This window comes from Maricaulis sp. (genome assembly GCF_048270265.1).
Classification (GTDB): domain Bacteria; phylum Pseudomonadota; class Alphaproteobacteria; order Caulobacterales; family Maricaulaceae; genus Maricaulis.
Window position 1 is genome coordinate 1 of sequence record NZ_JBLWTD010000042.1, and the last position, 11,207, is coordinate 11,207.

An 11,207-nucleotide genomic window follows, 5' to 3' on the forward strand; every position below is an offset into this window, starting at 1 on the left:
CGGTGTCGATACCCTGCTTCGAAGTGCTTTCCCCGAACCGGGTGAGGCGCGGCTGGTGGTCGCCCTGCGCGCGGCCGATGCCGACACGCTGGAACTCGTCGCCGAGCTCGATGGCCGGATTGCGGGCGTGGCGATGTTCTCCCCGGCGATGGCGAAGCTGGCTGATGGCCGCGAAGTCCCCGGTCTCGGCCTCGGGCCGGTCGCCGTTCTGCCCGACTACCAAAATCGCGGCATTGGCGCGGCCCTGATCGAGGCCGGCCTCGATTATGTCCGCACGCTGGGGCCGAGCTATTGCATCGTGCTGGGCGATCCGGACTATTACAGCCGTTTCGGCTTCGAGCCGGCGCCCGCCCTCGACCTGCACTGGGCCGACGACCCGGAAGACAAGACCGGCAATGCCTTCCAGGTGAAGGCGCTCAATGGCACCGCGCATCTGCCGCGCGGCACCCGGATCGAATATCATCCTGCCTTTGATGGCGTTTGAGCCTACTCGCCGTCAGCGGCGTGGATCGCCTGGTGATCAAAGCTGAGCACGCGTGACATCCGCCAGGCATCGCCTTCCAGCCGCCACAACGTGGTGAAGCCGGCGCGTCCGGTCAGCTCGGGTTCGGCGTCGGGGCGCACGATGCTGAACATGTGCTCACCGCTCTGTATGGCGCCATAGAGCACGCCATTGTCATAGAGCGGGTGCAGGACCAGCGAACCGTCGACCAAGGTCCGCGTCACATGATAATCCGGGCCGCAAATATTGCGGTCAATGCTGTCGATGAAGGCGGGGCGACCCAGGGTGATGCCCCCAATATCGTGATAGAATTCGAAATCTTCGCTCGTCAGCTCGGCCATGAGCTCGAGGTTGCAGCCATTATAGCCCAGCTCGAACACCTGCCGGTCGAGCTCGGCGAAGCGGGCGTCCAGATCGGGAGCGCTGGCCTCCTGGCCCCAGGCCGGCGTTGCCGCCAGCATCATCAGACAAAGCCCTGCTCTCAGTCCTGACATCGTAAATCCCCGTCAATCCAGACAATGGCGACACAAGGGACCGATGCCCGGTGCCCTGCAAGCGGGATTGGATGTGAGGCTATCCCGCACTACCGCCGCGGAATATTGCGCGATAGTGTAGCGGGTAGAGGGGCTGAAAACAGCCGAGGGGAGAGCGTCATGAGTGAAGGCAGTACAATCAGCGGTCTGGTCCTGCTGGTCGGGATCGGGGTGCTCTTCGTGCTGATGCTGGCACGGCAGATCCCCTTCCAGATCCTGGGCCGTATCACCGGCCCGCTCTTCCGCCCGATCGGCAAGCTGTTCGGCCTCAAGGCGATCACCCGCGCCGGGCCCGGCTCGGTGCGTCCCGCCCATATGGGGCCCAGCGCCTGGGCCGCCTTGTCGCGCGCTGCCCGTGCCCGGACGGAGACCGAGAAAGCCCTCGGCGCCGATTTCGCGCACGAGGATGCCCACCTGAAACGGCATGGATTCCTGTTCCACTGGACCGGTGTCACCGTCGGCTATATCCGCACGCCCGGCGAGCTGACGCTGGAGGTGGCCGAGGATTATTACCGGCAGGGCGCGGCCTTCCTCAACGGGCGCGTCAAGATCTCGGCCAATCCGCAAAACCTCTATGAGGACGAGGAGGGCGCGGTGATCGCGGAGTATTTCCCTGTCGATTGCGGCTGTCTCTATCTGCTCAACGAGATGCGCAAGACGATCAATTCCAATGTCCGCAAACTGACCGTGGTCTTCTCGACCATTATCGCCACCGTGCTGATCATCAACCTGCTGTACAATGACGGCAGCCTGATCGAGCTGGCCGGCCCGATGTCCTTCGGCCCGGTCACGATGAGCGCGACCGATCTCAGCCAGGCGATGTTCGCGGCGCTGTCCACGATCGGCGGCGCCTTCGCGATGTGGATCATCTATTTCATGGAATATGTGCCGTATCAGCGGAATAATTTCCGGGAATTGTCCAATTTCGTGACCCGTTATCTCGCCCGGCTCAATGACCATTTCCGCACCGCCGAAGGCCAGGCCAAATCGGTGACGGTGGGGCAGGAAAAGGATGCGGCGAAATTCTCGCACTCGGCGCGGATGTGGCACACCAATGTGCTGTGGATCGCGCAGCGGATCTTTTTCATCGAGACCTTCGTGCGCAATATCATGTTCCAGATGCTGCGAAACTCCGGCTATTACCTGGTCTTCGTACCGCTGCTCTTCACCGTCGTTCTCGCCGGTCTCAATCTCGCCCTGAGCGAATGGACAGGCTTCGATGCCGGCGCCCGCCTGGCGGATCTCGGCGTGATCTTCCTGATCCTGTTCGTGGTGCTGGTGAGCATCTATGCCATCTTCCTGCGCCGTTCCATGGCCAGCATTGACGAGATCAACCAGGACGAATGGATCGGTTTCGACAGCCTGTTGCTGGAGAATGTGCTCGGCGAGATCGTCGGCAAATATGCCGAGGATGTCGGCTATTGGAAAAACCGCATCGGCGGCAGTTTCTGACCGGACGGTCTAGCTGATCCTGAGATGGTCGCCCTCGCACAGGGCGTGATCCGAGAGTGTCTCGATCACGCGGCACTGATCGACCTCGCCATGGGCGCAATGCCTGAGCATGCGTGACAGCTCGGCGCGCACGGCCTCCAGCCCGGCTATCCGGCGCTCCACTTCCGCCAGCTGCCGGCTGGCGATGGCATCGGCGCGTTCGCAGGACTGGTTGGGCCGGTCGGAGAGTTCCTGCAGCGCCCGCAAGTCATCCAGCCCGAAGCCGAGCGCCCGTCCGTGACGGATGAAGCGCAGCCGTTCGACATCGGCCTTGTCATAGCGCCGCTGTCCGCCTTCCGAGCGCGGCGGCGCGGCCAGCAGGCCGATCGTCTCGTAGTAGCGGATGGTGGGAACCTTGACCCCGCTCGCGCGAGACAGCTTTCCGATCGACAAGTCTGACATTGGCTCTTGAACCTCTAGTGGCTAGAGAGATTAGGGTGTTCTTGAAGCGATTGGCAAGGAGTGCATGTGATGTCGGGAAGCTGCTGCGAGCATGAGGAATTCGACGGGATGAGCGACGGATTCCGGCGCGCCCTGATCGCGGTCATCGTGATCAATGCCGGCATGTTCTTCGTTGAAATGTTCGCCGGTGCCGCAGCCCAGTCCCAGGCACTCAAGGCCGACGCCCTCGATTTCATTGCCGATGCCGCCACCTACGGGCTCTCGCTCTGGGTGATCGGCAAGCCGCAACGCTGGCGCGCCAATGCAGCCCTGATCAAGGCGGCAAGCCTGTTCGTGATGGGCGTGTCGATTCTCGCGCTCGCCCTCTACCGGGCCATCTTCGTCGCCCAGCCGGTGGCCGAGCTGATGGGCGGCATCGCGCTGCTGGCGCTGGCGGCCAATGTGATCAGCGTGCTGATCCTGATGCGCTGGCGCGATGGCGACGCCAATGTGCGCTCGGTCTGGCTGTGCTCACGCAATGATGCGATCGGCAATATCGCGGTCTTCGTCTCGGCCGGTGTGGTCTGGCTGACCCATAGTCACTGGCCCGACATCATCGTCGCCGTCGGCATGGCCGGCCTTTTCCTCAGCTCCGCGGTACAGATCCTGGGCAAGGCCCGGCGCGAACTCGCCCAAAACCCGGCCTGAGCCGTCAGCGCCGGGCGCTAGTGGTGCTCGCCGGTGGAGAAGACGGAGCCGAGCAGGTCATCCGCCGGCGGCGTATTGTGACGGTGCCGGTAGGGCCGGTCACTCGCGGGGACGTCGCGCGGAGAACAACTGGTGCAGCCCGAGGCGATGCGCTCGCGGACGGCAGCCAGCTGAAGGGACAGATCGTGGAAACGATCCTGGCCTTCATGCCAGAGCCGGGCAGTATCCTGGCAGCGCGCCTCGTCGAAACGGTTTTCCTCGAGGCAGCGGTTATAAGTGCGGCAGGAGGCCGTGGCGAAGCGATAGGACCCGTCCAGATCGGTCTCGAAGGCGGTGATCAATTCCTGGGTCTGGGTGTTGGCGACACTGACCGAACGCCCGGAATCGACCCGGATGGCTTCACGATAGCGGTGAATCTCCTCCAGCATGGAGAGGCGTTGCTCGGCCAGTCCGGCGACCTGGCACATCGCGGTGGCGGGTCCGACGGTATCGGCCGGGCGCGCCTGCGGCGGTGCCGGGTGCGAATGTGGCGGGACCGCATGGCCGCGCGGGGGCGTGCTGGTGGCGCAGGCTGACATCATGGTCGCCGCGAGCAGGAATAGCGTCAGTTTTTTCATCGGTAGCAAATCCTTCCAGTATCCCCGTCAATCCGCCTGGCCGTCTTCGGCCGGAACGGAATGACCCCCATCCAAGGCTGCCTGGTAGCAGCCGGGCAGGTTGAGTTCTTGCCCGTTTTCGCGGCGCGCCTCGTCGACGCGCTGCTGCCAGGCCAGATAAAAACGATCGCCCGTGCGCTCGGCTTCCGCCAGCAGCGCCCGCGATATGCCGGCCCAGCGCTCGGCAGAGCTGTCACCGCCGGTGAATTCCTGGCGCAGGCGGCGGGCGCGCTCATGTCCGAGGTCGGCGGCGCGGCGCAGATAGCTGTCGGCGCGCTCCGGGCTTTCGATCAGGCCGCACAGGCGATAGCTGCCCTGGATCGTGCCGGTGCCATAGATCAGGGCGAGATTGAAATTGGCGCTGCCATTGCCCCGGTCGGCGGCAGTGTCGAGCCATTCCAGGGCGGAATCGATATTCTGTTCCACCCCGAGACCGGTCGCGAACATGATGCCGAGCAGGTTCTGGGAGTCGGCGTCGCGGGCATTCAGGGCCGCATGACAGATGAGTGTTACCGTCTCCTGCGAATTGAGGGCGCCGGTCTGGTCGAAGCCCATTTCGCGCTGGAAGTCCCGGACCGAGCGGCGCGTCATCGGGCCGTAGGAACCATCGACCGGGCCGGAATAGAAGCCCAGTGCCGCCATGGCCCGCTGGCGCGAGATCAGCTGGATGATATCGCCGGAATCCTCACTTTCGCTGGCGCCATAGGCGATGCGGTTGAGGCTTTGCGGCGAGGTCGGGCAGGAAAGCTGCAGTACGGCGGTCTGCAGGCGTTGCTGGGCGATCAGGGCCGCCTGGGCGCCGCCGCCATAGGATCCGGCGATGAGGGCCTGGTCCCAGGCGTCACGCGCCTCGTCGGTCCGGCCGACAGCCTGATAGGCATCGCCGACATTGAGCCAGCAGCGGGCCAGGCGCGGCGCGCCGGGGCCATTCTGCCCGTCGGCGCAGATGCGTTGTCCCGGGGTCTCGAAATAGCGTGCACGGGTGTTGGGAAACAGCGAGAAGCCGCGTGAATCGCGCTCCCGCACAGGGCCGGTGTTGAAGGACAGGCCGCTGCTGCTGACGGGCCGGTCGGCCGGCCGGTTGTCGGCCGCGCTGCCATACAGGTCCGATCCGGAATAGGTGCTGCCGCTCGGGCCCGTCGACGGGCTGTCGTAATTGTCCGACCGGTAGTAATCGAAATCGGGATCGTAGCGCGGCGCGTAATTATCCGTGCGCGCGGGCGGATCGACCGGTGCCGGTGTGCCCGACCGGCCGAAACGCCACCAGGGCTGGGTGGTTTCCGCAGGACAGTATTCGCCGGCACAGTATCCGGCACGATAGGCGCGTGAATGGGTATAGCCGAGGATGGCGACAAGCCCGATGACGACCAGAATGGTCGCTGCGACTTGTGTCAGCAGGGCTGTAACCCGATCCATCATCCAGACACCCCCCTGTCGCCGTCATCAACGGCGCTGCCATTGGTTAACCCGTATTAACCATACTAGCTGTGGGTGCTGTCGAGCGCCATACGCCTGAGGCGAGTTTGTCGAAATAATTTCGCAAGCCACCGGGGAATGTCGCTTTTTCTCCAATGAGTTGAATATCGGGTCGGCAAAACCCCTTTCAGGCGAGCCCGGCGCGTTCAAACCGGACTTCCGGCCATTGCCGGTGCTGGCGCTCGCATTTGGCGTTCCAGCCGACCGGGTCCGCCAGGGCTGCAACCGGGCGGACATGCAGCGAGAACAGCTCGTCCAGCCCATAGGGTGCCAGCACCTCCATCTCACCGGCGGCATCGAGCCGGACGGCAACGGCATGGGTGTGGGAGGCGAAATGCGCGACGGCATCGGTGGTGCTGGTCAGCGGCGCGCGGGTGACGCCATGCTTGGCACCGAACCAGAGATGGACCCGGGCCTGGTTACGGATTTCGACGATGGCGTCGAGATCACCGAACACGGCATCGCCGGCCTTGATGACGACATCCTCGGCCGCCTCGCCCAGATCCGAGGCGTCGTAATAGCCGAGATCATAATCATTGACGCCATAGGCCGGATCGCGCCCGGTCAGGGCATTCCACACCGCCTGGTAGACCGCCCCGGCCATCAGGCCGTGATCGGGCAGGTCCATCGCGGCGGCGCGTTCCAGCACCGTCATTGCCAGAGGATTGGCCCGCACCGCCTCGATCAGGAAGGCCCGCTGTGCGTCAGCCGGGGCATGGGCGAGGCGGCGGGGATCCATTTGGCTCAGCCCCGCAGCGTGCCGCCGGTGGCACCGGTCACCTTGGCGATCACCTTGGCGGCAACGGCGTCGATATCCTCGTCGGTCAGCGTCTTGTCGCGCGGCTGCAACACGACCTCGATCGCCAGCGAGGTCTGTCCCTCGGGCACACCCTTGCCCTCATAGACATCGAATACAGTGACATCGGTGATCAAGGCCTTGTCGGCGCCCTTGGCGGCGCGGATCAGGGCGTCGGCGGCGACCGTCTTGTCGACGAGGAAGGCGAAATCGCGCTTCACCGGCGTCAGGTCGGCGCGGTCGAGCTGGGTGCGGGCCTTGAGGCCATTGGCCTTGCGCGGCTTGGGAATAGCGTCGAGCACGATTTCAAACGCCAGCACGCGGCCATCAATGCCGAGCGCCTTGAGCACGCGCGGATGAATCTCGCCAAACTCGGCCATCACATTCTTCGGCCCCTGGCGCAGCACGCCGGAACGGCCCGGATGCCACCAGTCACGCGCTTCCGGCGCCACCTGCAGCGAGGCGGACGGCGCCCCGGCGGCTTCCAGGGCCGCCATGGCGTCGGCCTTGACGTCGAACACGTCGGGCGCACGGCTGCCGGTCCAGTGACGCGCGGAGGTGATGCGGCGCACACCGGTGGCGACCAGCAACTGGCCGTCGGGCTGATCGGTGAGATAGACCGGGCCGACCTCGAACAGGCGTGCATCGGACAAGCCGCGATCGGCATTGGCCTGCAGTGCGGTGAGCAGATGGATCAGCGCCGTCGGGCGCATCACGTCGAGCTCGGAGGAGATCGGGTTTTCCAGCGCCAGGCCGGTGCCATGGCCGCCGAACAGGGCCGCCTGCGAGGTCTCGCAGAAGGACCAGGTCACCGCTTCCTGATAGCCACGAACCGCCAGCGCGCGGCGGGCATTGCGGGCGCGCAATTGCATCACGGTCGCCGGTGCCTGGCGCCGTACGGGCGGGCGTTCGAGCGAGGTGGCGGTGAGCTTGTCGAAACCGTGAATGCGGGCGATTTCCTCGACCAGATCGGCCTTCAGGCTGCAATCCATCCGCCAGCTCGGCACGCCGACGGTCAGCACATCGCCGGCCCCGGTCGGCTTGAAGCCGAGCGTGGTGAGGATGCGCAGGATTTCGGCCCGCGGCAGGTCGAGCCCGGTCAGGCGTTTGACCTCACTGATCGGGAATTCAATATCGGCGGGCGCTGCCGGGATCTCGCCGAAGACGGCGGTCTCGGAGGCTTCGCCGCCGCAGATTTTCAGGATCAGCCGCGTGGCGTATTCAATGCCATCGATGATGGATTGCGGGTCAACGCCGCGCTCGAAACGGTATTTGGCGTCGCTGTCGATACCGGTCGCCTTGGCGGTGGCGCGGGTGACCAGCGGGTCGAACCAGGCCGCCTCGATGAAGACATCGGTGGTCGCGTCACTGCAGCCGGAATAGGTCCCGCCCATGATACCGCCAAAGCCCAGGCAACGGGCTTCATCGGCGATGACGCACATGTCTTCCGTCGGCGTGTAGGTCTTCTTGTCGAGGGCCTCGAAGGCATCGCTGTCGCCGGCACCGCGGCGCGCATGCAGATGGCCGCTCAGCTTGGCCGCGTCATAGACGTGCAGCGGCCGGCAGCGATCATAGGAGATCAGGTTTGTGATGTCGGCGAGCGCATTGATCGGGCGCAGACCGATCGACCGGAGTGCCTTTTGCAGCCATTCCGGAGACGCCACATTCCTGACGCCGCGGATCAGGCGGCCGGCGAAGACCGGACAGGCTTCCGGCCAGTCCAGCTCGACCTTGATCGGGCAGGGAAATGTGCCCGGGACGGGCTCGATCGGGACATCCTTGAGCGTACCGATACCGGTTGCGGCCAGGTCGCGGGCGATGCCGCGCACGCCGAGCCAGTCGGGGCGATTGGGTGTGACTTCGAAATCTATGACGATATCGTCCTGGCCCAGCGCGACAACAGCCGGCGTGCCGACGGGCCAGTCGCCCTCGAGATCAATGATCCCGTCATGATCCTCGCCGAGTTCCAGTTCCTTGGCCGAACACATCATGCCCGAGCTCTCGACGCCGCGGATCTTGCGCGGCTTCTTGTCGAGGGAGAAATCGAGGCCCGGGATATAGGCGCCGAGCGGGGCATAGACGGCGCGCATGCCGGTGCGCGCATTGGGAGCGCCGCAGACGATCTGCTTGATACCGTCAACGGTCTCGACAGTGCAGACGCGCAGCTTGTCGGCATCGGGGTGCGCGACGGCCTCTTTGACGTAGGCGACCGTGAAGGCACCGAATTTCTCGGCCGGATTGTCGATTTCCTCGATCTCGAGACCGGCCATGGTCATCGCCTCGGCGATCTCGTCGAGCGAGGCCGTGGTCTCGAGGTGGTATTTCAGCCAGGAAAGCGGGAATTTCATTGCTCGTCCTCCGGCCGCGATAGGGCCGTTTCAGGTGATGTGGGGGCCGGGTGGGCAGCGCCCAATTGTTCAAACGCGTCGTCGGCGCCGACTTCGCACTGGTTCACGCGCCGGGCGAGCGCACCGCCGGCGGGCACCGTCTCCCAGCAGCGGTCGAACACAGAGCAATAGCAGACGCGCACTTCCCAGGCGTTCCAGCTCGACGCGGCAGCGTTGAGCTCGGACTGGGTGATATCCTCGCGTGACCACCGGATATTGATCGGGGTCACACTTTCATTGGGTGCCAGGGCCCGGCCGGTCAGCCCGGCCCAGGAGAGGTTATAGCCATCGGGCAGCTGGGCGCGATAGGCCTCAAGCCCGGACTGCAACTCGCCATCGCGATAGAGCGAAACGCGGCGGATCAGCGCCGGTCCGACGCCATTATTCGCGACGGTAATTCCCAGACTGGCTTCGGTCGGCATGGTCGAGACAAAGCCATCGACCTGCAACACGGGATAGACCGCACCATGCTGCTGCGCCCGCATCACCCGCCCCTGGTCCCAGGCCACAAACAGGGCCGCGATACCCACGAGCATCGCGCCGATCCCGGTCAGGGTCTGGTGGTTATGGGTGAACCAGCGCCACATTAGCTCAGGCCTGTCGCCATATTCGCCTGCAGCAGGGGCGAGAAGCCGTAATGGCCGAGCCAGCGCTGGTCGGAATTGAAGAAATCGCGCAGGTCCGGGGCGCCATATTTGAGCATGGCGAGGCGATCAACGCCCATGCCGAAGGCGAAGCCCTGGTATTCGTCCGGATCGAGGCCGCAATTGCGGATCACATTCGGATGCACCATGCCGCAGCCGAGGATTTCCATCCATTGCTCGCCCGAGCCGACCTTCACGGCCTGGCCGACGCGCTCATAGCGCACATCCATCTCCGCCGATGGCTCGGTGAAGGGGAAGTGGTGCGGGCGGAAACGGGTGACGACTTCATCGGTCTCGAAGAAGGCGGCGAGGAAGTCCTGCAACACGCCCTTGAGGTGACCCATATGGGTTTCCTTGTCGATCACCAGGCCTTCGACCTGGTGGAACATCGGCGTGTGGGTCTGGTCCCAGTCACAGCGATAGACCCGGCCCGGCGCAATGATGCGGATCGGCGGCGTCTGGCTCATCATGGTGCGGATCTGGACCGGAGAGGTATGGGTGCGCAACACCTTGCGCAGGCCATCCGAGTCCGGCTTCATGAAGAAAGTGTCCTGGGTATCGCGCGCCGGATGGCCCTCGGGGAAATTCAGCGCCGTGAAATTGTGGAAGTCATCTTCCACGTCCGAGCCTTCCGCGACGGCAAATCCCATATCGGCGAAGATCACGGCGAGCTCTTCCATCACCTGGGTGATCGGATGGATCGACCCCTGCGGCTCGGGCCGCACCGGCAGGGTGACATCGATGGTCTCGGAGGCCAGCGCCGCATCGAGCGCGGCCGCTTCCAGCATCGCCTTGCGCGCATCGATCGCCGCGCCGAGCCGGTCCTTGAGACCATTCAGCGCCGGCCCCATCACCTGGCGCTCCTCCGGGCTCATGGAGCCCAGCGAGCGCATCATCAGCGAGACAGACCCCTTCTTGCCCAGCGCCCCGACGCGCACGGCATCAAGCGCCGCCTCGTCTGTGGCGCCCGAGATTTGCGCGAGCACGTCCTGCTCGAGGGTTTCCAGTGCAGCGGTATCGGTCATGTCTTCGCCCTTGCCAGTCAGGTTGGGGTTTAGCGTTTGAATTTTCAGGTGTCGACAGCACAAATCCGCTGCGTCAGGCCCAAAAACGAAAAAGGCCCGCGGGCGATGCGCCGGCGAGCCTTTTCCTGAAGTCGTATGACAGGCCTAGGCCAGCGCGGCTTGCGCCTGGTCAACCAGGGCCTTGAAGGCGTCCGGCTCATGGATGGCGATGTCGGACAGGACCTTGCGGTCAACCTCGATACCGGCCTTGATCAGGCCGTGCATCATGGTCGAATAGGTCATGCCGTGCAGGCGTGCGCCGGCATTGATACGCTGGATCCAGAGGGCGCGGAAGGTGCGCTTCTTGGCACGGCGGTCGCGATAAGCGTACTGACCGGCCTTCTCCACAGCCTGGACGGCAGCGCGGAAGGTGTTCTTGCGACGGCCGTAATAGCCTTTCGCTTTCTTGATAACTTTTTTGTGGCGGATGGCCGTAGCCGGGCCGGATGTCACTCGTGACATGGTATGCTCCTACTCAATGCCGGGGGCTTAAAGGCCGTACGGGAGATATTTCTTGATGATCTTCGTATCCTGAGCGGACAGGACAACCTGTCCCCGCTTGTCGCGGA

General features: G+C 64.4%; 12 protein-coding genes. 3 read left to right on the plus strand and 9 right to left on the minus strand.

The window, feature by feature from the left end:
• Positions 1-484: GNAT family N-acetyltransferase (locus tag ACN0YF_RS14485; RefSeq protein ID WP_417494929.1), on the plus strand; the 484-nt coding region annotated here is incomplete at its 5' end.
• 2 nt (positions 485-486) lie between these two features.
• Here ACN0YF_RS14485 and ACN0YF_RS14490 read toward each other — a convergent pair.
• Entirely contained in the window at positions 487-996 is a 510-nt protein-coding gene (locus ACN0YF_RS14490) for a nuclear transport factor 2 family protein (protein WP_417494930.1), read from the minus strand.
• 159 nt (positions 997-1,155) lie between these two features.
• Between ACN0YF_RS14490 and ACN0YF_RS14495 the strand changes: the two genes are divergently transcribed.
• Complete coding sequence (locus tag ACN0YF_RS14495) at positions 1,156-2,487, plus strand: hypothetical protein (RefSeq protein ID WP_417483507.1); 1,332 nt, start codon at positions 1,156-1,158, stop codon at positions 2,485-2,487.
• Between the two features lie 9 nt (positions 2,488-2,496).
• Here the strand turns inward: ACN0YF_RS14495 and ACN0YF_RS14500 are convergent, their stop codons facing one another.
• Entirely contained in the window at positions 2,497-2,928 is a 432-nt protein-coding gene (locus ACN0YF_RS14500) for a MerR family transcriptional regulator (protein ID WP_417483508.1), read from the minus strand.
• A gap of 69 nt (positions 2,929-2,997) precedes the next feature.
• On the opposite strand from ACN0YF_RS14500, the gene ACN0YF_RS14505 reads away from it, so the two are divergent.
• On the plus strand, positions 2,998-3,615 hold the full coding sequence (locus ACN0YF_RS14505; protein ID WP_417483509.1) for a cation transporter: 618 nt from the start codon (positions 2,998-3,000) through the stop codon (positions 3,613-3,615).
• A gap of 17 nt (positions 3,616-3,632) precedes the next feature.
• Here ACN0YF_RS14505 and ACN0YF_RS14510 read toward each other — a convergent pair whose 3' ends face one another.
• From ACN0YF_RS14510 to rplT, 7 genes are all read right to left on the minus strand, one after another.
• Positions 3,633-4,232 carry a hypothetical protein gene (locus ACN0YF_RS14510; RefSeq protein WP_417483510.1) on the minus strand — a complete coding sequence of 200 codons (600 nt, stop codon included), beginning with the start codon at positions 4,230-4,232 and terminating at the stop codon, positions 3,633-3,635.
• Positions 4,233-4,259: 27 nt separating this feature from the next.
• The gene (locus ACN0YF_RS14515; protein ID WP_417494931.1) at positions 4,260-5,690 is read right to left on the minus strand and encodes a peptidoglycan-binding protein; all 1,431 of its coding nucleotides are present in this window, start codon (positions 5,688-5,690) and stop codon (positions 4,260-4,262) included.
• A 184-nt stretch (positions 5,691-5,874) separates the two neighbouring features.
• Positions 5,875-6,486 (minus strand): nucleotidyltransferase family protein, encoded by a 612-nt coding sequence (locus ACN0YF_RS14520; RefSeq protein ID WP_417494932.1) that lies wholly within the window; start codon positions 6,484-6,486, stop codon positions 5,875-5,877.
• Positions 6,487-6,491: 5 nt separating this feature from the next.
• Positions 6,492-8,891 (minus strand): phenylalanine--tRNA ligase subunit beta, encoded by a 2,400-nt coding sequence (pheT, locus tag ACN0YF_RS14525; RefSeq protein ID WP_417494933.1) that lies wholly within the window; start codon positions 8,889-8,891, stop codon positions 6,492-6,494.
• Positions 8,888-9,517, minus strand: coding sequence for a hypothetical protein (locus tag ACN0YF_RS14530; RefSeq protein ID WP_417494934.1), 630 nt, complete (start codon positions 9,515-9,517; stop codon positions 8,888-8,890). Before ACN0YF_RS14530 ends, pheT begins: the two co-directional genes overlap by 4 nt.
• A complete protein-coding gene (gene pheS / locus ACN0YF_RS14535; protein WP_417494935.1) occupies positions 9,517-10,599 on the minus strand; it encodes a phenylalanine--tRNA ligase subunit alpha in 1,083 nt (360 codons plus the stop codon). Before pheS ends, ACN0YF_RS14530 begins: the two co-directional genes overlap by 1 nt.
• A 144-nt stretch (positions 10,600-10,743) precedes the next feature.
• Positions 10,744-11,100 carry a 50S ribosomal protein L20 gene (rplT, locus tag ACN0YF_RS14540; protein WP_417494936.1) on the minus strand — a complete coding sequence of 119 codons (357 nt, stop codon included), beginning with the start codon at positions 11,098-11,100 and terminating at the stop codon, positions 10,744-10,746.
• Positions 11,101-11,207: the final 107 nt, after the last annotated feature.

Excerpts from the sequence above, each read along its gene's own strand:
- ACN0YF_RS14490 (WP_417494930.1), bottom strand. The coding sequence starts at position 996 with ATGTCAGGACTGAGAGCAGGGCTTTGTCTGATGATGCTGGCGGCAACG.
- ACN0YF_RS14495 (WP_417483507.1), top strand. The coding sequence starts at position 1,156 with ATGAGTGAAGGCAGTACAATCAGCGGTCTGGTCCTGCTGGTCGGGATC.
- ACN0YF_RS14500 (WP_417483508.1), bottom strand. The coding sequence starts at position 2,928 with ATGTCAGACTTGTCGATCGGAAAGCTGTCTCGCGCGAGCGGGGTCAAG.
- ACN0YF_RS14505 (WP_417483509.1), top strand. The coding sequence starts at position 2,998 with ATGTCGGGAAGCTGCTGCGAGCATGAGGAATTCGACGGGATGAGCGAC.
- ACN0YF_RS14510 (WP_417483510.1), bottom strand. The coding sequence starts at position 4,232 with ATGAAAAAACTGACGCTATTCCTGCTCGCGGCGACCATGATGTCAGCC.
- ACN0YF_RS14515 (WP_417494931.1), bottom strand. The coding sequence starts at position 5,690 with ATGATGGATCGGGTTACAGCCCTGCTGACACAAGTCGCAGCGACCATT.
- ACN0YF_RS14520 (WP_417494932.1), bottom strand. The coding sequence starts at position 6,486 with ATGGATCCCCGCCGCCTCGCCCATGCCCCGGCTGACGCACAGCGGGCC.
- pheT (WP_417494933.1), bottom strand. The coding sequence starts at position 8,891 with ATGAAATTCCCGCTTTCCTGGCTGAAATACCACCTCGAGACCACGGCC.
- ACN0YF_RS14530 (WP_417494934.1), bottom strand. The coding sequence starts at position 9,517 with ATGTGGCGCTGGTTCACCCATAACCACCAGACCCTGACCGGGATCGGC.
- pheS (WP_417494935.1), bottom strand. The coding sequence starts at position 10,599 with ATGACCGATACCGCTGCACTGGAAACCCTCGAGCAGGACGTGCTCGCG.
- rplT (WP_417494936.1), bottom strand. The coding sequence starts at position 11,100 with ATGTCACGAGTGACATCCGGCCCGGCTACGGCCATCCGCCACAAAAAA.